Here is a 20,653-nt window from a genome sequence, read left to right as displayed (position 1 = left end):
CTAAAAGGGTTAAGCTTTAGATATTTTAGTTTGGTATTTGTCTTCTTTGTTTATTGTTGTGATTACTTGTAATGAACGATTTTTTCTAACAAGTTTAAGTGCTTCTTGATAGGTGATTTTTTCATTTTCGAAGTAAAATTGTGATTGATGTCTATTGGATACTTTAATATGATCAACTATGTTTACACTTGTTGGTCTAGGAGTAGGTTCAAAGAGATCTGTTGTGTACAAGAAAACAAGAGGCTTGTCAAATGTTTTAGAAGGCTTTGTTCTTTGCTTGATAGAAGGATTCGTATTTATAAGTTTTTGTGCTTCAGCAACAGAAATGTGTTTGTGATTGTAATAGTAACGAGCATTTGCAATAACATTATTTTGAGATGCATCTATTATAGAAGTGTCAAAAGAATTTTTGTCATCTAAAGAAAGACCTTTTACTCCTACTAATGGTTGTCTCTTTTCTTTTTGATGTTGCGAAGATATTATTGGATAAGGCTCGGCAATAGCACGCTGTTCTTGAGTCATATTAACATATACGTAATATAGTTTCCGAACTTCGTTTTTTTTTATTTTAGTAGTAGGGTTTTCTCGATACTTTTTTGCAAGTTCATTATATGCTTGAATATCCTTTTGAGTCATAGTTGTATATGCCATGTCTTTAGGGATATTGTTTACATACATAACAGGTGGATTTGCTTTCTTATCTATACGAATGCGAGAAGGTTGCGTTGTTACAGATGTATAAAAATCGACAACTTCTTTTTTGGAGGCTGTTTTGCCGTTGAGGATAAAAATACCTCCTTTATTTAAATGTGCAGTTGTTTGTTCTTGAACAGTTTGCATTCCTAATATTTTCTGTGTGGAAACAAGTTGATTTCCCTTATTAGGAGTAGGTGCTCCCTCTTTTTTTGTTTTAACTGGAGCTGGAGCTGGGACTGGAGCCGGTGGCGGTGGCGGCGGAAGCGCAGGATACGGTTCAGCATTTTTCTTTTGTGTTTTTGTCATTCTGCTATAAATCTCATACATAAAAGCCACTTCAGAATTTAGTATTTCCCCTTCAGGGTTTTTGCCATACTTCTTTGCAAGTTTATTGTAAACACTAATGTCTTTTTTAGTGACGGGTTTTTTGCTTTGCTCCTGAGTTTCTACTACGATAGGTTTTGCAGAAATATAGGTTTTAGGAGCATTTGTGTAAGGATGTCTTGTTTGTACGTTGAGGTTTTTATTTTCTTTTACAAGACGTATTGCTTTCTCAAAAGTAACTTGCTTGTCTTCATAATAAAATACCCCTCCTATATCATTCATGCCTTTAAGATGATCTTCTACACTTGGCGGTGGAGGCGGTGGTGGTAATTGTACTTTTGGAGCTCCTGGTGCTAGTGGTGGTGGCGGAGGTGGTGGTACTAAATCCATGCCTCCATTTGCTTTTGAAAAATTGGTTTTTAAGAATTCTTCATTTAGTTTTTTAACAAAACCCTTCTCTGGATTTTTAACGAGTGTAGAAGGGAATGCTTCTGTATAGTCTGTTGCTGACCAATCTCTAGTAATGGCATCAATATCTCTACGTAGTGTTGCTACCGATGAAGGCTTTCCATTTACACGAACGGTGTTCTTTTTTATTTCAATAACCAGCCCTTTTTCTCCATTTCTTTCGGCGCCTTCTACAAATTCTTTAGCGTAGTTTTGCTTTGTTTGGTTATACATAGCTTCAAATGCCTCTTTTTCAATATGCTGTTTTTGTGAGGTTTGTTGTTGATTTACAGGTTTTAAAACCACACCCTCTGTTGTATTTAAATTTACACTATATGCAGAAGGAAATCCTACACCACGTTTTTCTTGCCAATATGGATTGGTCCATAAAACGACTATCATCTTATTTCCTTGAAGAGGTTTTTCTTTGAAGTACATAAGGTCATTAGGATGATACTCAAGAATTTTATTATTATTCAACACTTTATTGTCAAGTAATAGGGTATATAAATCTGTATTTTGCCATTTTACCAAATGTTCATAGGTAGGATGTGTAGGCTCTAAAGATGCTTTTGAAGTACTATTAGGAACAATAAGTCCTCCAGGAATTTGAATCTGGTGTACACCATAAGTTAAAAGTTTGTTTCTAAGTTTTTTAATTTGATCTACATTAACTTTTTCAGGAGCTGTAATAGTTACTGTTACTTGATTTTGGCGTTCTTCTTTGGTAAGGTTTGTATTAAACGTATGTAATACTTCAGAAAAATTTTCTTCTGTGGCAGCTATTCCATTGATAAGATATGTGCCATCTTCTACTATTTCTAATGTGATATTTTTAGCATTGTAACTATTTTTTTCTTCTTGATTTTTTTCCAAAAACTTTTTTAGATATTCTTTATGCCCTTCTGGATATCCTCCCTTTTCTCTCCAATAGGTGTTTGTCATTAGATTTACTTGTATATCATACTCTCCATAGTTTATAGCATTTTTCTCTAGAGTGCTTTCTGTAAAATATGGTATATCATTTGGTTGATATGCAGTTAACACTTCATTGCTAACTTTTACTCCGTTTATCCATATGCCATATTGATTTGTGTCTAACCATCTTTTAAGATCTTGCTTTGTTGGATGTTTTTCTTTTAAAGAGTTTTCAAGGGTAGTGTTTGGAAAAATGTTACCCATATACACTTGTACTTCTTTAACACCGTATTCATAAAGAACTTTATGTAGTAAGTCTACTTGATCTTGTTGCTCTGGTTTTGGTTCTGAAATTGTTGCATTAATAAGCTGTTGTCTTTCTTCTTTTGTATTATTTGTATTAAAGCTTTCCAGTACTGTCATTAACGTAGCATTTGTTGCTGGAATGTCATTGATTGTATAATTATCATTATCTATAATTTTAATACTTAGATAATTTACATCCTCATTTGTTGTATGAGTTTTATACACAGAATGGTTTTCAATACGTTTAAGTTCAATACCATCTTGCATCGTAAGTTTACCGTTATCAAATGTAAATGTATACCAATCATACCCCATTGTAAACGTCATTCCGTTATCAATAAGTTTTGGGTAATAACGTGTGCTTTTGTTTGTAGTTGTATTAATAACATCACAGGTTGGACCTCCATTTTTGGTGATAAAATGATACTTAGTTTCACCATCTGGTGTTGACCAAATACCATCAATACGATAACTTACGGTGTCTTCTGGCGGTGTAAAATAAGTGCTGTCACCTAACTTTAAAAATCCATTATCTGCTATAGATAACTCCCATAATTCGCTATCAGGTAAATTGCCAGATGGTAAAAAATAATTTCCATCTTTAACTGTGATAGGGGCTTTTACAACTTTCTGATCCCACCAAAGTGTTCCATCCTCTTCATAGATAAATACGTCTTGATTTTCATTAGCATGGTCTATCCAATGTCCTTCAATAGCAAGATCGTTATTTGGTTGTGCAATAATTCCTTGATTAAAGACCAGTACACAGCCTGCAATAATGGGAATGAGTAGTAGCGCACTTATTGCGAGTCGCTTTCGATTAAATGATTGTGATAACATAAGAATTCGTTTTTTTGTTGATGAATAATTAAATGGACTCTCAAGGGTAGTGTGATGAGCACTACTGGCATAGTTTAAGAGTATATGTTGGTATTGATAAATGTCGTGTTCTTCTTGAATTGCCCCTTGGTCTGCTAGGAATTCATGATTTAGTGTAATGGATTTTTTAGTCATCCAAAACAACGGATTAAACCAAAATACCACTTGTAAAAATTCTATAAATAAGATATCTAAAGAATGCTTTTGACGTACATGTGTAGCTTCATGCGCAATTACTTCTGTTGGTATTTCTTTATTCTCATACCGCTTTCGCGAAAGAAAAATATATTTCAAAAAAGAGTGTGGAACAATAGACTGCTGTAAGAGTGCTAACGTAAACTCTCTATGATTATGGGTTTCTGCATTTGTTATTTTTCGCTTTAAGCGAATTAAATTTAAGAGAAAACGCCCTCCAAAAATGAGTGTTCCTAATCCATATATGGCCCATAGTATATAAGGAAGATAACTTGTTTTTTCTTCTACAGGTAAAGATTGTGCAGGTAAAGCGGTTTGATCCCAAGCTTGAGCAAATTCACCTATCCAAATCTCTTGCGGTGCCTCTGTAGTAGTATATGTAAATTTTATTAATGGTATCGTTAATGAAAAAATAAGACTGGCTAGTAAATAATACCGTTTAAAATGATGGAGCGCTTTTGCTTCTAATACGATTTTATAAAACCCAAATAAAACCGCAAGACACAAGGTGCTTTTTATAAGATATGTCAGAATCATTGCTTTTTCTTTTTAAGTTGATGGTCTATAATACCTCTTAACTCTTCCAATTCTTGCTCACTTAGATCAGTTTCTTGTGTAAAGAAAGAAGCAAATTGAGAAGCAGAGTCATTAAAGAAATTTTTAATAAGTCCGTTTACGTGTTTAGAAAAGTAGTCTGTCTTCTTTACCAATGGAAAATATTCCCTAGAACGTCCATACTGTTTGTAGTCTACAAAATTCTTATCCTGCATTCTTTTTAGTAAGGTAGCTATAGTCGTGGTAGCAGGCTTTGGATCAGGGTATGCATCTATGAGGTCTTTCATAAATGCACGTTCTTGTTTCCAAAGGAGTTGCATGAGTTGTTCTTCTGAAGCAGATAATGCCATTTCTTTCTACATTTTTAGAATTAACTCTACAAATGTAGAATAAATTTTTAATTCTACATTTGTAGAGCAATAATTTAACAAAAAATAGCGTGTTTTTTGTTGTAAAGTTTTGAGATAAAAAAAATTAATTAAAAAAAGAATTATGAAATTAAGTAAATTGAAAAAGTATCAGTTAGAGTATAGTAATACTGTTTTCGGGGGGAGTACTATTGATAGAATAGCAGAATCAAATCAGGTAAATGCACCATTCACTTTTGGAGGATTATTATATCCGAATGTTAAAAATATTTCTAATGAATTTTATGTAGGTGATGGTGAATTTAATCAAAATGGATTAGGAGGATAATTAGTAAAAGTAAGAAAAGGTCTTCTAATTAGAAGACCTTTAAAATAAGTACTAATAGAGTGAAAATTAAGTACGTCTTGCACATACACCACCATTAATATCTTAAATAGCAACTGATTACCCATAAAGTTTCATTATACACACGAGTGTATTGGTTATAATGAAGTTTTTGATAAAATGGGGTAATGTTTAAATACGTATGGCAATGCATTATCATTTACATTTTGATATGTAAACGGTATTAATTGTTCATTAAGTGCGTACCATGAACTACTGCAGCTCCTGCTCGTAATACAGCTGCTACAAAAGTAACTTCAGAAAGTTCTTCTTGTGTTGCTCCAGCATCGATTGCGTGTTTTTTGTGAATTTCCAAACAGTATGGACATTGTGTGGTGAGTGCAACAGCAATGGCTATTAACTCCTTATATTTTTTTGGAATAGCGCCATCAGCAAGTGCAGCTTGATCTAATTGTTGAAAAGCTTTCATAGCTTGTTCGGCATTTTTTCCTAATGTACCTAACTTCTTTAGGTGATTCATATCATACATAAAAATCTATTTTTAAATTAAAGTATGGGCAATACTGAAAATCTGTATTGCCCTTAATAGAGTGAAAATTAATTACGTCCTGCGCGTACACCACCATCAATGTCCCAAATAGCACCCGTTACCCAAGAAGCTTTGTCAGAAAGTAGGAATGTAATACTATCGGCTACGTCTTGAGGCGTACCATTACGTCCTATAGGATGGAAACCGTGAAAACCTTCTAATGCTTTTTCTGCTTCTTCTTTTCCTCCAAAAACACCATGATATACTGGAGTAGATACAACAGCTGGAGATACTGCATTTACTCTAATATTATCATCAGCAAGTTCCATGGCTAAGTGTTGTGTTAGTGAGTGTAATCCTGCTTTTTGCATAGAATATGCTGAAGAAGGTGTTGCTTTTACAGCTTGCTTTGCCCACATAGATCCTACATTTACAATAGCACCTCCTTGTGTATCTTTCATTTTTTTAGCAGCAGCTTGTGTGATAAAAAAGAAACCTCTATTTAAGTCTTGGTATGAATCATAATCTTCTTGTGTATGATCTAAAAACGCTTTTGGTCCAAAAATACCTGATGCATTTACTAGATAGTCTAGGTTATCCCAATTTGAAAGTTCATTGGTAAAGTTTTGTACTGCAGCAGTATCTGTAATATCTAATTGATGCTTTACAAGATTAGGCGCATCTGCTACTTTGCTAGGTGTGCGACCTGCAATATGTACTGTTACACCTTCATTTAGTAAATTTTCTACTGTTGCGAGACCGATACCACTGGTACCTCCGATGACTAATGCTGTTTTGTTGTTTTCCATTGTTTATTTATTTTAAAGTTTAAATTATAGACAGACAAGTCTGTCTTTTTATTGATAAATTTTTTTTATGCTATTAGTTTTTCACAAAGCCCACGAGCTGTTTCAATAGGCCATATTTCTTGATGCAAATGACTTTCTGAAAGCCCTCCTTCATAAAGCACATATATTTGCTTTGCATATACTTTTTGATCTGCTTCTGTAAGTTCAGGAATGCCAGCTAAGAGTCCTTCTATATAGTTGATAAGTGTTTCTTTTCCATTCTGAATTACAACTCGGATTTCTTTATTTTCTTTAGGAATTTCAGAAATTGTATTTAAACACCAACATCCATTAAAATCATTTTGATTATAAAATGCTGCTAGAAAATCAAATAAAGCAACAAGCTGATTTTTTCCAGGTGTATAGGTTGCAATAAATGGTTTTAACTGCTCAAAGAATAATTGATCTTTGTATTGTAGATAGGCAATACAAATCTCTTCTTTAGATCTAAAGTGATTATAAAGCGTGGCTTTAGCAATACCTGCTTCTTTGATAATTTCATTGATACCTGTCAGATTATAACCCTTCTCGTAAAATAAGCGAGAAGCTGTTTCTATAATAGTTTGTCTGACAAGATTATGTTTCATCTATTTTAATTTGATACTGCAAATATATACTAATTTTTTAAAAACAGACAAGTCTGTTCACTTTTAATAGTCAGTTCCTTTTTTTAATCCTTACAAAATGGATGATTTTATTTCATACTGTGTAGCAAGTTCTTTCATTTTTTTTGCAAAAGCAGCTTTGTAATAAGCGGGCATTTCCGAGCCATATTGAAAATATTTCTGATATTTTGGTGAAAGTTCTGGGTAATGTTTTTGTATAGCTTGAAGCATTAATGTTTTGCTAGCTGCTTTTCCTTCTCCAAATACGGTAAGTGTAGCAGGTAACATATAATGTGCATTAGCTTCTTTAAAAGTAGAAAATAATAGATCAAGATGCGCGGTAGTATCTGAGATAAAAGGTAGTAGTGGCATCAAACTTACTCCAGATAAAAAGCCTTCTTGTATTGTGTTTTTTAAACTTTGTAATCGTAGGGATGGTGGTGTAGCACCTGGCTCAAAAATACGAGCTACTTGATCATCCAATGTAGAAAAAGAATAGGATATAATGGTACCACGGCCTAAATCATTTTTTAAATCATTTGGAAGTATTGCATTTTTATCAATGTGATGTAATAAGTCATAATCTCTAGCTATCATATCCGATTTTGTAATCACATGAACAGGGAATTTATACTTTGCAATGATTTCTAAAGCTTGTCTAGTGAGTTCGTATTTTTTTTCGATTTGTAAATAAGGATCTGTGGCAGAAGACAGCACAATGATTCCGTATTGTTCTTTTTTTGCTCTATTAAAAAGTTGTCTATCTAAGACCTCAATCGCATTTGTTTTTATAGAGAGGCTTGTCTCTAAATTGGTTCCGTATTTACTTCCTCGGATATAACAATACAAACAATTAAAAGAACAACTGCTATATAAATTTACGGTGTAATCATCCAGAAACCACGTGTCACGACGTTTAGTCTTATTAAGTACTGATTTGATTTCAATTTCCCTTGGCATACTGATGTCTTTCTAATCCAATAGCTACTTTTTTCCGAAACCAGTTGGCTACGTTTTGAGTATTGTTGAGTTCGCTTTCGCGAAAGCGTATAAAGAAAAATATTATTTTTTAATCATAAAATAAAAATCTCTTTCTAATTCATACTTCATACGCTTTACAGATCGTCGCATTATAAAATAAGGGATTCCTAACATAAATAGTCCATGTAGTAGTAAAAATGGAATAGCAATCATAGATGCTTCAAAGCTATCCTGTAATGCCATAACAATAAAGAAAATATAGAATAGTGGTACCATTATGAAAAAGGGAGCCATTTGATTTGAAAAACCATTGATTTCTACATTAATTTTTAAAGTGTCGCCTTGTTGACTAAAACGTCCTTCTGCTTTAGCAAAATTCATATTGTAATCAAAAAACTTTCGTTTTTTCTTTAATTTAAAACCATAAGAATTGATATGACCTTTATACTCAGCTTTACTTGAAGAAAAAACATCTCCCATATCAGAAAAATAGCCTAAATCACTTTGATCAATATTGGAATTTACGATAGAAATGAAATTATACTTTTCTGTAAGAAGTTCAATAGTAGTTGTTTTAAGAAGGTTGAGTCTGGTCAATAGTTTATTCATATAAAAGTTTTGTGTTTTAAAATATCTGTATACTAATGATCAGGAATGTTACAGGCTTTAATTTTTGAACACACTACAATTTATCTATTATAGGGGACTTCATTAACCCAATGAAAACCGCGATTTATCAATTCAAATTCACTTAAATCTTTTGCTTTTAAATGAATTTTTAAAGAATCTCCGTAAAGCTTTCCACTTAAATGTAATTCATCGTTAATATGCGTATAGTTGAAATTGTCACTTAATTCCCGTTCTCTTTCATATAAGGAAAGCTTGTCTTTTATGATGTCTACGTCAAGTGCTATGTATTTTTTTTGATCATCCATAAATTGTATCGTAGCACGTCCTTTACGATCGATAATTAGATATCTCCAGCGAGTAGGGTCTGTTGTTAAAGGAAGCATAGTATCCTTGTTTTTTATAAAAGTAGTTGTCTCCCAAATACCATATAGAACAGGTTTTTCTCTTTTATCTCCATAAGTGCGTTCTCCTTGATATCCTCGCCATGACAAACTACCAATTAAGAATAACGCTAAAATGATCTTACTCCAAAAGATGATTTTTCTATAATGAGAGTCATCAGAAACCTCATAATAATTGATAGCTTGGACTGTTTCATTTTTGATAAATACTTGTTTAAATCGTTTCCAATCTGCCGCAAAAATCACAAATGCCATTGCCATCAGATGTGCAGAAAATAACTTCACAGGAATATCATAAAACAGATTCATCATAAGTACTTGTAACATCACTCCTGTCGTAACGATAGCTCCTAGTGTAATTGTTTTGCGAGAGATTAATAAGAGGCCTCCTAATACTTCCATACCTCCTACAAACATATTGAACCCTTCACTATGTCCCATGTAGGTCCATGCTAGTCCCATGGGAGACATCTCTCCAATAGGTTGTAATAAACGGGTTAAAGAAGGTCCTGGGAATTGCCCCTTAAATACTTTTACAAACCCATAGATAAAGAGTTGTAAAACTAAGTACATGCGTAGTATAACTATAAACCAATAAAAGAGCTGGTTATAGGAAGCTCGTTTACGATCAAAAAGAGACCATAATAATACACCCATAATAGTGAGGCTACCTTGCACAAACCAACTGATATATGCCATGGTTGTATCTCCGCTCCCTGTAGAGAAATATTCTAGACGACCTTCGGTATGTAAGATGTTTTTCCCAACCCATACAAAAAGAGATTCAAAAAAAAGCGCTCCAGAGTAGGCAAAAGTGATGTAACTTAAGAAATAAAAGCAAACAAATCTGAATACAAGTTTACTGATAGGAGACCAATACCCTCTTGACTCATGTGATAGTATCATAAAGATGCAATTAGTTAGCATCTAAAATAGGGAAAGTCCTTTAGGTTTACAGCAACCTAAAGGACTTTCCCTATTATATAAAGTGATTTTTATGCGTTTTTTAATGCTGTAAAATACTCATAAAAGTAAGGTATGGTTTCAATACCTTTTAAATAATTCCAAATACCAAAGTGCTCATTGGGAGAGTGTATCGCATCACTATCTAAACCGAATCCCATTAAAATCGTTTTGCTTTTTAATTCTTTTTCAAAAAGAGCAACAATAGGAATACTTCCGCCACTACGTTGTGGGATAGGGGTTTTTCCAAATGTTTTTTCATACGCTTTTTCGGCGGCTTGATATCCTATACTGTCAATAGGTGTGACATAGCCTTGACCTCCATGATGTGGGGTTACTTTTACAGTAACGCCTTCGGGAGCAATGCTTTCAAAATGCGTTTTAAATAACTCAGTAATTTCTTCCCAATCTTGATGAGGTACTAATCGCATTGATATTTTTGCATAAGCTTTACTTGCAATGACTGTTTTTGCACCCTCACCTGTATAGCCTCCCCAAATCCCATTTACATCTAGAGTAGGGCGTATCGAGTTACGTTCATTGGTAGTATATCCTTTTTCTCCATACACCGCATTAATGTCTAGTGCTTTTTTATAGTTATCTAAGCTAAAAGGAGCTTCCCCCATTTTTGCACGCTCTGCTGCAGTAAGCTCTTCTACTTTATCATAAAAACCTTTTACGGTGATATGATTGTTTTCATCATGAAGAGATGCAATCATTTTAGCGAGTATATTAATTGGATTGGCAACAGCACCTCCGTATAATCCACTATGTAAATCACGATTTGGACCAGTTACTTCTACTTCTACATAACTTAGGCCACGAAGTCCTGTGGTGATACTAGGAATATCATTGGCGATCATTCCTGTATCAGAAATGAGGATCACATCATTGGCTAGTTTTTCTTGATTACGTTCTACATACCAAGCAAGATTGACACTTCCTACTTCTTCTTCGCCTTCAATCATAAATTTGACATTGCACGGTAGTTTATCATTGGCAGTCATGTATTCCATGGCTTTGACATGCATATACATTTGCCCTTTATCATCACAAGCCCCGCGAGCAAAAATAGCGCCGTCAGGATGTTTATCTGTCGTTTTTACAACTGGCTCAAAAGGCGGAGCATCCCAAAGATCTAATGGATCAGGTGGTTGTACATCATAATGCCCATATACCAATACTGTTGGAAGGTTAGGATCTATGATTTTATCTGCATATACAATAGGGTATCCTGGTGTTTCACATATTTCTACGGTATCACATCCAGCGGCTTTTAAACTATCGGCTACCGCAGTGGCGGTTTGTGTGGTCGCTTTCGCGAAAGCGGAATCAGCACTAATACTAGGGATTTTTAGGAGTTCGATAAGCTCGTCGATAAAGCGCTGTTTGTGTTCTTGGATATAAGATGTTATAGATTCCATGTAGATTATTAATTTTTGTTTAAAAGTACTAAAATTGAACTACATTTAGGGTATTAAATGAATCACTTATGAGCCTTACTAGTGCACGTTTTCCGTTTAATTTTACTGAGGATAAACTTCTTAAAGATTATAAAACATGTGAAGCTTTTGCCTTTTCCGAACATTATAATGCTGCCGATTATGATGGTAGCTGGAAAATAATTGCACTTCGATCTATGGATGGTGCTACAGATAATATAAGAGCATTCTCACTGACTGGGGAGTTTTTTGATACGCCTTTGCTAGAGAAGTGTACTTATTTTAAAGAAATTATAGACACGTTTGAATGTGATAAAGAAGCCATACGTTTACTGAATCTAAGACCTGGAAGTCGTATCCATGAGCATACAGATCTTGATCTAGGATATGAAGATGGATTGTTTAGGGTACACGTGCCTATTATGACTAATAAAGATGTTCGGTTTTATATTAATAAGGAATTAGTGACTATGGAGGTAGGGAGTTGTTGGTATGGGAATTTTAATTTACCGCATGCTGTTGAGAATAATGGAACTTCAGATAGAATTCATTTAGTCATGGATTGTAAACGAAACGCATGGAGTGATGCCTTATTTTCAACATTAGGGTATGATTTTGAGCAAGAAAATAAACAAGCATCCTATTCTGAAGAGGAGAAACAACGCATTATAGAAGAGCTACAACGACAAGGAACAGCAATTTCTCAGGAGTTAATTCAAAACATATTAAATTCTTGATTAAAATTTGCTAAAAAATTATTTTGCAATTAAAAACTATTCTTATATTTGCACCCCGTTACAAAGAGATGCGTAACGATGTATTGAAATGCGGGCGTGGTGGAATTGGTAGACACGCTAGACTTAGGATCTAGTGCCTCACGGTGTGCGAGTTCGAGTCTCGCCGCCCGTACAACGAAAACCTCATCAGAAATGATGAGGTTTTTTTGTTTGCTCGATTTGTCTAGTCCTAAATAATCCATACAGATTATTTAGGACTAGACAATTTTTATAATTTACTTCATCTTCTTCAAGCGCAAAGTGACCCGGATTATAAATATGATAATCTATTTTTTTCACATCTTTCTTATAAGCAGTACACTTTCTGAGAAAGTGAGCTGTTTTTGTACGATATTATTTCTGAAAAGGCAACCCTAAAGGACAATCTATAAAATATTGCCAAGAGCCATCTACTCTCTGTTTTAAAACTTCTGTAGATGAGCCATCTCCTAGTTTATTTCCTTGTCCATCTATAATACTCCAATTTGCTTGTAGTACAGCAATATCACCATTAATCAATTCTCCAGTAACCTTACTTAAGAGTTTGGCGTTTACATCTATAAATGGCTGGAAACTTTGTCTTATTGTTTCTAAACCAGATTTAGTGGGTTCTGTTGGTGGAAAAGACATTACATAATTTGGATGGAAAAAATCCAATATGTTATCTATATCGCCTTCAGTAATACATTCGCTAATCTTATTTGCGACATCTCTTGGTCGCATTGCTTTTTTTAGTGTCATAATACTTGTATTAGATTGTTACGTCTGGTGGTCGATTGTCCATGTCAAATATTAATTTCCATTGTCCAACTTTATTTTTTCTAAAAATAACAATAACACGTCCAGATTCTTCTATGTTACTGCCGTCTTCGGGATTGGTTCCCATTAATCTAAACTGGCCTGCTATATATCCTAGACCTTCCACAGCAATGGCTTGTTCTTCTTTAAAGAATACCTTCGGTTTAATGGCGAAACTGTTGAGGAAACCCTCTTTGATAACGGGTATTCCTATTTCAATGGGTTTGTTACTATTTGCATAAACAACTTCTGGATCATAGATATTCATTAAGGCTTCTATATCATTATTGTTAAATGCCTCGAGCCATTGATCCAAAGCGTTTTGTACTTCTTTTACTAAATTGTTATTCATTATTTATAATAAATTTTTTCCTTTCTAATAGGAATATGTTTTTATACTAAGTTTATAACGTAATCTTACCGTAGATTTGATTTAGAAGTTGTTGATTAATAATCAAATCTATTTTTCTTTATGAAATATATTCTATGTTATGACAAACTCCAATTTATAGAATGAGCCCAATCGTTAAGCGATTGTGGCTGAATCTCTAAAAGCTGATTAGTTTTGTCAAAATCTTTATCAACAAATTCGTTGTGGTTTTGTTCTACGAACCTATAAAGATTAGAGATTTCTTTAGCAGCCAGTTGTCCGAAGCCTGGAGTCAATTGCTGTTCAAATTCATCTACAGGAACAAGTGCAAAGTTTAAATCTAGCCCTATTTCAGCAGCTATAGCAGCTGTAATTTCATTTCCAGATAAAAGATTTCCTCCTATAGGGAGTGTCTGTCCTGCCAATTCTGGTTTTGAGATTGCTTTAACTACATATTTTGCTAAATCTGAATGACTAATCCATGGTAGTTTTTTATTCGGTGCAATCGGATAGGCTATGATTTTATGCTCTAAAATAACAGGTATAGACCATGGAGCTGCAATATTATCAATATAAATATTTGGAGCTAATGTGATAACTTTTAAACCAGATGTATCCAATAATTTTTTAATAGCAACTTTCATATCTAATGCTAAAAAACCAGTCTCTTCTTTAGATAGATGAAAAGTAGTATTAAAAATTATTAATTCTACGTTTTCTTGTTTTGCTGCGGCTATAAAGTTTTTTGTATACGATTGTGCGAGTCCCATATCAAAAATAAGAGGAAAAGAGTAAACTGCAGCTTGAGCTCCTTTCATAGCTTTTGCTAAAGACTCTTGATGTTCTAATCCTCCTTTTATAACTTCAATTCCTTTCATTGCTGGTATTCCAATGTTCGGATCTCTTTTTAATGTTGTTACTTGATGATTTTCTTTTAATAAAGCTGCTGCGATATTACCGCCTTGAAACCCTGTGGCTCCTGTTACAAATACTTTCATTTTAATAATTTTTAATTGTTAAATATGATTTATTTTGAAGTGAATTTTTTTATTAGTTGTGCGACTTCTGAACTGTATTCTTCTAGCATAAAGTGACCTCCGTCAAAAAAATGTAATTCAACATCATTTAAATCTTTTGCATATGCTTCTCCTCCCGGTTTGCTGAAAAATTTGTCATTAGTCCCCCAAACTACAAGGGTAGGAGGTTGATGTGTTCTTAGATAATTTTGCCACTCTTTATATTTTTCAAAGTTGGTTCCATAATTATCGAAGAGTGTTAGAAATAATTCTTTTACACCAGGTCGTTGTAAAAAAGCATAATCTAAATAGTATGAAGAAGGATCAATTAAACTAACATCTTTAGCTCCTGTTATATATTGTTCTTTAAGCCCTTCTAAACTCACCAAATGCTTTTTGTAGGCATTCATTTTTTCTACATCATTATTTTGAATATACCCACCAATTTCCATAGCCCATTCTCCAAAACCTTCTGCATAAACATTTGCATTTTGAATGATCAATCCTTTGATTAATTCAGGTCGTTTTGTGGCGATACGAAATCCTATTGGACCACCATAATCTTGTACGAATAGATAAAAATTGGTAAGCTTGAGTTTGTCGATGAATTGATTCATCGTATCACTAATAGAATCAAAAGAATATTCGTATTCAGAAATAGAGGGTCTAGAACTAAATCCAAATCCAGGATAGTCTGGGGCAATCACATGGTATTTATCCTTTAATAAATTCATTAATTCCTTATACATATGTGATGATGTAGGGTTTCCATGTAAAAACAAAATGGTCTCTTTATTTTGTATACCTGCTTCTCTATAGAAGATAGAGAGTCCGTCAATTTCAATAGTTTTATTCATGTTTATAATTTTACTGTTATTTTTTTTGTTACAGTTTTAGATAAAAAAAACTAAAACTGATTTTTAAAGGCTTCTAGTGTTTGTAATTTTAAAATATCTACAATAGCTTTATCTATATCATCAAACATTGATAATAATTTTTCATTAATTTGCCCCCCTATTTTGCAATGTACATCTGGTACGTTATTAGAAAGGTTTAGTACATGACTACTTCCTTTTATTGCTTCAAAAATATCTGCTAACAAAATATTTTCAGCAGATTTCCCTAATTTCACACCTCCATTTTTTCCTTCTTTGCTCTCAATTAGATTGCCGTTTTTGAGAGCTTTTAATTCTTTTCGTACTAATACAGGATTTATATTAAGACTCTCTGCAATTCTAGCTGACGAATGCCATTCCCCTGGATAATAAGCTAGGAGTGTCATTATATGAAGAGATATAGAAAATTTACTTTTGACCATGTATTTTAATGTAATTTTTTTTATTACAGTATAAATATATGCAATTTAATTTATTTGTAACAAAAATTTTATAGATTTTTTTATTGGAATATATAAATGATATTTAAAAAGGATCACTTTTTTTGATTAAATGATTTAAAAGTTGCTGAAAAAAGTAATCCCTTTTTAAAGTATCTATAATGAGTGAGATAGATCTAAATAGTTTGCATAAAAGAGCGAATCTTAGCAATAATAGCATCTCCTTCTTCTTCTAATACAAAGTGCCCCGTATCATAGATATTATAATCTATGTTTTTGACATCCCTTTTAAAAGCTTCAGCACCAATTTCTGGAAAAAATAAATCATTCTTACCCCAGACAATTAACATAGGTGGCTGGTTATCTCTTAAGTATTGCTGCCATTTCGGGTATAATTTTATGTTATTCTGATAATCATCAAATAGATCAATGTTTACTTTATGAGCATTAGGTCTTGAAAGACGTAAATAGTCCAAATGCCAAGTATCTGGATTTACAGCTTCAGGATTACGTGTGCCATGTGTATATTGCCACTTTAACCCTTCTAAAGAAAAAGCAGGTAATAATGCCTTTTCGGTTTCGGCATTTCTGTTTTTCCATAACGCTTGAATACCTGCCCAAGCAGGACCTAATCCTTCTTCATATGCATTTCCATTTTGATTAATGATGGCGGTTACTCGTTCTGGATGTGCTGTTGCAATTCTAAATCCTACAGGAGCTCCATAATCTTGTATCATCAGTGCATAGGAATTAAGACCTAATTTTTCTAATAAACCATCTATAGAGGTAGCCAGATTATCAAATGTATAGGTATATACATCTTGAGAAGGAAAATCACTATTCCCAAACCCTGGATAATCAGGAGCAATCAAATGGTATTCATCAGAAAGTTGATCTAAAATTTTACGATATTGATGTGATGAAGAAGGAAAACCGTGCAATAATACAATCGTTGGATCTTTCGGATTTCCAGCTTCTCTGTAAGCTATGTTTACGCCATTTACTTCTAAAGAGCGATACATGATTGGATACTTTGAGATTGTATCTTCAGTTAATGAATGGCTAGTATCTTTTACAGTATAAGAAGAAAATGTAAAGAAAGTGATAATAGCTAAAAAGGTAATGAGCGAAATTTTAATAATTGGTTTCATTGATGTTGTTTTTAATTAATATTTTACCGATCGTTCGGTAAATAAGTCGAAACACTTTTCACTCCTTACACTATAGAATTATATTTTTTTAAAAATGATGGATTTGTACTGTATACGCTTTTGCGAAAGCGTATACTAAAAATGTAATATTTTACTATAAAATGCTATGTAATATCTAGATCTGAACCTCCTCGTAATACACTTTCTATAAGCTCCCATGACTTATCGGTCCATGACCAAACGATAGAGCCGTGCCATCCATGATGTTTTAATGTATTGACAAGATTTTCTGAAGGAATTTCAAAAATGGGGTCGGGATAATATTCGGCAATAATGGCTCTTTTGTCTAATTTTTTAGCATCATAACGAGTATGAAAAGGAGATCCTTCTTTTTTTGCCCATGTATAATAATGAATATTATAAAAGTCTAAGTAGCCTGTAATTTCTCCACCAATATCTTCTAATGCCTGATCTGAATATCGGTTTTGAAATCCATGCTTAGGATCATCTACACTAGACAAAAACCCTAATGCACCGCTAGTAATTTTAACGTCTGGTTGTGCGTTACGTATATAAGCAGCAGTTCTATTAATAAAACGTTGTATATCCTCCATGGTCACACGTTCTGCAAAACCTTCCCAATGGCTTGCATATTCATTGGTCATACCTTCAGGCTCATTAAAAATTTCCCATGCAAAAAGCCCAGGATGTGCGCCTATATAATTCACAAGCGGGAGTAATGCATTTTCAATATAAGAGGTATAATGAGCGACTTCAGTGAGTAATTTTTTATTAGCCTGCGCATCTACGCCTTCTTTTGTTTTGAGCATATCAAATGACCATAAGCAGATTTGGATTTTCAGGCCTTTAGAAGCTGCTATGTCTAATAGTTGCATCACATCTTGATGAAAAAAATCAGGATTTGGTAGTGCTTTTTTAGTGTCATCAAACTTTGGATTTGTAGATCCGTCGGTATGATACCACCATCGTATTACATTCCCTCCATTGGCAACTGTGAGTTCCATGATTTCATCTAGTGTATCCCAGTCAGGATGGTATTCTTCTTGTGTGATTGGATGAATGCCAATATCTTTTCCAAAGTCCATCCAAGCAATATTAATTCCGTGTACAAAATCAATATCATGTGGTGGTTGTAGATGTTTTGGATACTTCATAATCATTTATTTTAAACTATTCTATTATACGCTTTCGCGAAAGCGTATACAGCAACATAAGCACTAGAATAAGCTTTTAGGAGTTAAGATACTTTGCTAATAAACTATGAAAATGGTGAACGCCTTTTTCACGTGTAGGAGAGAACCTTCCTGCTTTATAGAACCTAGATTGTAGTCCTTTATGAACGCCTTCTACCACAAACTCATCCTCGCGTTCTACTTTGTCTAGTAAAGCACCGGCACCCGTATGTAGTTTTGTCTCGTCATATACATATGTGATAAAGGACACTTTTGTTTTATTGAGGCTAAAAGGTTTTACGATATTAACGGATAATCCCCAAGGGTAAAAGTTAAACATCATATTAGGGAATATCCAATAATAATAAGCGGCTACATGTTTTCCTTGATCGAGATGGCCTTCTGGGAATTCAAAAACTTCATCACCTCCATCGGAATATCCAATTTGTAGGTTTACATGCTCATAAATCTCTGTTTTATACTGCCCATAATCCAAAGTGTCATTTAAATCTGCATGTACAAACGGAATATGAAATCCTTCCAGATAATTATCACAATACAATGCCCAATGACAATTAATGATATAATCTTTGTTAAGCCTTGCGTCCAGTTTGAATTCGTTAAGAGGTAAAAAACCAACGCGTTCTTTCATCACATTGATCACCTCAGAAAAATCAAATACAGGGTTGAGTCCAACAAATAAATGAGAACCCCATTCCCGTAATTCAAATTTATGCAAGCTGTCACAGGGTCTTGGAAAATCTTTTGCGTCTTCAAATTCAGGCATCGATTTAAAAGTGCCTTGCAAATCAAAACGCCTTCCGTGATACATACAGGTGAAATTCTTTATTTTTCCGGGATGATGCACCACAATATTTCCACGATGTGTACATACATTACTGAGACACGTAATCTTATTTTCTTTATCTCTTACCACCATCATAGGCTCTGTGAGATAGTTGTCTAACAAGACAAAGGGAAATACACTTTCTGTTAATGGAATGCAGGAGTTTGCATCACCAATCCATTGCCATGTCGTTTCAAAAACGCGTTCTTTTATCGCATCAAAAACATCTTGACTACGATAAAAAGAGGCAGGTAAGGTTTCGGCTTGTGTAATATCTGGATGAATGTAGAATGGTTCCATATCCCTAAATTTAAGAACTTTTTTTGGTTAGATATAGATAAAACGGAATTCCAAGGACTAATAAGGCAAATCCCCACAGTACAGTTTCGGCGCCACAACCTATAATCACCCAGATACAAAATAGCATACTTACGCCTGATAAGATCGTCTTGCTTAGTGGGATTTTCTTTTCTTTTCTATAGATCAATATCAATAAACTTATAGCCGATAATACATAAGGTGTTAATACAGATAATGTGGAAAGCTTCATCATAAATGTAAAAGCATCTACAAGACTTTTTGTATAATTTAACCCCATTAATAGGGATGCTAGAATACTTGAGATAATAATACCCGTAATAGGTGATGTATGATGATTTGTTTTACCAAATATTTTAGGAAAAAGCTGATCCTGAGCCGCAGCCATTGGAATTTGCCCTTGTATTAAAATCCACCCATTTAATGCTCCTAATGTCGCTATAACAGCACCAGCAGCTACAATATACTTAGCAGATTCTCCCCAAAATAGAGCCGCCGCATCTGCAAATGGGGCATTGGAAGTAACAAGTACATCTGGCGGAACAATTCCCATAATAGCTATAGAGCTAAGAATGTATACGATGATGGTAATGAAGGTGCCAAAAACAGTTGCTTTTTTTATAGTACTTGCTGCATTTTTAATAGAGGAACTAGGAATTGTTGCAGTTTCCATTCCTAAAAAAGCAAAAAGCGTAAGTGTAGTCGTAGCTGTAATTGCAGAAAGACTAGAAGTTCCACTAAGATTAAATGGCGTAAAATGATCCATTTTTATATAAGCAATCCCAATAAAACCTATGAGCATAATAGGAACTACTTTAAGAATGGTGGTGATTAATTGTACAAAGGCAACTGTTTTTATAGGTTTAGAATTCACCCATGTAAATAACCAAATAAACCCTAATCCTGTGAACACTGAGAGTAGTTGATTATGACCGAGAATGGGAAAGAATACTTCGAGATATCCAACCAGCGCTACTGCAATGGCTGCATTTGTGCACCAGATCGAAATCCAATAGCCCCAAGCAACTAAATAAGCTGGAAATCTACCTAATCCTAATCGCGTATATGCATAAGGACCTCCTGTGGTATCGGGAGCTAGTTTGCCTAAATACCCAAAAATTAACGCCAATAGAATAGCTCCTATAGAAGCACAAATCCATCCGATAATGCTAATAGCACCATAAGCTGCTAATGAAGCTGGTAATAAGAACACACCAGATCCAATCATGTTTCCTACCACAAGAGAGGTGCTAGACCAAAACCCGATTTTATTTGTACGCAATATCGTTTAATTTTCTACTGTTCTGTAATGTACGTATAAACTATTAAAGTTGGTTACAATAGAAAAAGACTGTCTAAAAGATAGGGTAAACGTCATGCTGAATTTATTTCAACATCTCATCGCACTTAGTTGT

20 protein-coding genes and 1 tRNA gene are annotated in these 20,653 nt (G+C 33.9%); 3 read left to right on the top strand and 18 right to left on the bottom strand.

All coding sequences use genetic code 11. The annotated features are described in order from the left end of the window. Positions 1–9 precede the first annotated feature (9 nt). Together Q1A01_RS13865 and Q1A01_RS13860 are read right to left on the bottom strand one after the other, a co-directional pair. Positions 10–4,302, bottom strand: a complete 4,293-nt coding sequence (locus Q1A01_RS13865) for a M56 family metallopeptidase (protein ID WP_299681923.1) — start codon at positions 4,300–4,302, stop codon at positions 10–12. After that, a complete protein-coding gene (locus Q1A01_RS13860) occupies positions 4,299–4,670 on the bottom strand; it encodes a BlaI/MecI/CopY family transcriptional regulator (RefSeq protein ID WP_299681921.1) in 372 nt (123 codons plus the stop codon). The genes Q1A01_RS13865 and Q1A01_RS13860 overlap by 4 nt, the downstream gene beginning before the upstream one ends. Positions 4,671–4,812: 142 nt before the next feature. Between Q1A01_RS13860 and Q1A01_RS13855 the strand changes: the two genes are divergently transcribed. Continuing rightward, the gene (locus tag Q1A01_RS13855) at positions 4,813–5,016 is read left to right on the top strand and encodes a hypothetical protein (RefSeq protein WP_299681918.1); all 204 of its coding nucleotides are present in this window, start codon (positions 4,813–4,815) and stop codon (positions 5,014–5,016) included. 241 nt (positions 5,017–5,257) lie between these two features. On the opposite strand, the gene Q1A01_RS13850 is transcribed toward Q1A01_RS13855, so the two are convergent. From Q1A01_RS13850 to Q1A01_RS13820, 7 genes are all read right to left on the bottom strand, one after another. Further along, positions 5,258–5,563, bottom strand: a complete 306-nt coding sequence (locus tag Q1A01_RS13850) for a carboxymuconolactone decarboxylase family protein (protein WP_299681915.1) — start codon at positions 5,561–5,563, stop codon at positions 5,258–5,260. Between the two features lie 68 nt (positions 5,564–5,631). After that, a complete protein-coding gene (locus Q1A01_RS13845) occupies positions 5,632–6,372 on the bottom strand; it encodes an SDR family oxidoreductase (RefSeq protein ID WP_299681912.1) in 741 nt (246 codons plus the stop codon). A gap of 65 nt (positions 6,373–6,437) precedes the next feature. Beyond that, a complete protein-coding gene (locus Q1A01_RS13840; protein ID WP_299681909.1) occupies positions 6,438–6,998 on the bottom strand; it encodes a TetR/AcrR family transcriptional regulator in 561 nt (186 codons plus the stop codon). A 90-nt stretch (positions 6,999–7,088) separates the two neighbouring features. Next, positions 7,089–7,976: a radical SAM protein gene (locus Q1A01_RS13835; RefSeq protein WP_299681906.1), complete on the bottom strand. Its 888-nt coding sequence runs from the start codon at positions 7,974–7,976 to the stop codon at positions 7,089–7,091. A 102-nt stretch (positions 7,977–8,078) separates the two neighbouring features. Continuing rightward, entirely contained in the window at positions 8,079–8,606 is a 528-nt protein-coding gene (locus tag Q1A01_RS13830; protein WP_299681904.1) for a hypothetical protein, read from the bottom strand. 80 nt (positions 8,607–8,686) lie between these two features. Next, on the bottom strand, positions 8,687–9,934 hold the full coding sequence (locus Q1A01_RS13825) for a DoxX family protein (protein WP_299681901.1): 1,248 nt from the start codon (positions 9,932–9,934) through the stop codon (positions 8,687–8,689). Between the two features lie 89 nt (positions 9,935–10,023). After that, entirely contained in the window at positions 10,024–11,415 is a 1,392-nt protein-coding gene (locus Q1A01_RS13820; protein ID WP_299681898.1) for a dipeptidase, read from the bottom strand. A 68-nt stretch (positions 11,416–11,483) separates the two neighbouring features. Between Q1A01_RS13820 and Q1A01_RS13815 the strand changes: the two genes are divergently transcribed. Together Q1A01_RS13815 and Q1A01_RS13810 are read left to right on the top strand one after the other, a co-directional pair. Beyond that, positions 11,484–12,170 (top strand): aspartyl/asparaginyl beta-hydroxylase domain-containing protein, encoded by a 687-nt coding sequence (locus tag Q1A01_RS13815; RefSeq protein ID WP_299681895.1) that lies wholly within the window; start codon positions 11,484–11,486, stop codon positions 12,168–12,170. Between the two features lie 90 nt (positions 12,171–12,260). Continuing rightward, positions 12,261–12,342: transfer RNA gene (locus Q1A01_RS13810), tRNA-Leu, on the top strand. 221 nt (positions 12,343–12,563) lie between these two features. Here Q1A01_RS13810 and Q1A01_RS13805 read toward each other — a convergent pair. The 9 genes from Q1A01_RS13805 to Q1A01_RS13765 all read right to left on the bottom strand — a co-directional run bounded on the left by Q1A01_RS13805 (position 12,564) and on the right by Q1A01_RS13765 (position 20,520). Beyond that, on the bottom strand, positions 12,564–12,950 hold the full coding sequence (locus Q1A01_RS13805) for a nuclear transport factor 2 family protein (protein WP_299681892.1): 387 nt from the start codon (positions 12,948–12,950) through the stop codon (positions 12,564–12,566). 10 nt (positions 12,951–12,960) lie between these two features. After that, positions 12,961–13,323, bottom strand: a complete 363-nt coding sequence (locus Q1A01_RS13800) for a DUF4440 domain-containing protein (RefSeq protein ID WP_299681889.1) — start codon at positions 13,321–13,323, stop codon at positions 12,961–12,963. Positions 13,324–13,496: 173 nt separating this feature from the next. Then, positions 13,497–14,375, bottom strand: coding sequence for an NmrA family NAD(P)-binding protein (locus Q1A01_RS13795; RefSeq protein ID WP_299681850.1), 879 nt, complete (start codon positions 14,373–14,375; stop codon positions 13,497–13,499). A 29-nt stretch (positions 14,376–14,404) separates the two neighbouring features. Continuing rightward, positions 14,405–15,250 (bottom strand): alpha/beta hydrolase, encoded by an 846-nt coding sequence (locus Q1A01_RS13790; RefSeq protein ID WP_299681847.1) that lies wholly within the window; start codon positions 15,248–15,250, stop codon positions 14,405–14,407. 50 nt (positions 15,251–15,300) lie between these two features. Beyond that, positions 15,301–15,711, bottom strand: a complete 411-nt coding sequence (locus Q1A01_RS13785; RefSeq protein ID WP_299681845.1) for an Rrf2 family transcriptional regulator — start codon at positions 15,709–15,711, stop codon at positions 15,301–15,303. A gap of 194 nt (positions 15,712–15,905) precedes the next feature. Further along, positions 15,906–16,880, bottom strand: coding sequence for an alpha/beta hydrolase (locus tag Q1A01_RS13780; RefSeq protein WP_299681842.1), 975 nt, complete (start codon positions 16,878–16,880; stop codon positions 15,906–15,908). A 164-nt stretch (positions 16,881–17,044) separates the two neighbouring features. Further along, positions 17,045–18,055 (bottom strand): hypothetical protein, encoded by a 1,011-nt coding sequence (locus Q1A01_RS13775; RefSeq protein ID WP_299681839.1) that lies wholly within the window; start codon positions 18,053–18,055, stop codon positions 17,045–17,047. A gap of 76 nt (positions 18,056–18,131) precedes the next feature. Then, positions 18,132–19,220 carry an aromatic ring-hydroxylating dioxygenase subunit alpha gene (locus tag Q1A01_RS13770; RefSeq protein ID WP_299681836.1) on the bottom strand — a complete coding sequence of 363 codons (1,089 nt, stop codon included), beginning with the start codon at positions 19,218–19,220 and terminating at the stop codon, positions 18,132–18,134. A 10-nt stretch (positions 19,221–19,230) separates the two neighbouring features. After that, positions 19,231–20,520, bottom strand: a complete 1,290-nt coding sequence (locus Q1A01_RS13765; protein ID WP_299681833.1) for an amino acid permease — start codon at positions 20,518–20,520, stop codon at positions 19,231–19,233. Between the last annotated feature and the right edge of the window lie 133 nt (positions 20,521–20,653).

This window comes from uncultured Dokdonia sp. (assembly GCF_947492815.1).
Classification (GTDB): domain Bacteria; phylum Bacteroidota; class Bacteroidia; order Flavobacteriales; family Flavobacteriaceae; genus Dokdonia.
Note: the sequence above shows the minus strand (reverse complement) of the source record. Positions and strands in the feature narration are given on the sequence as shown.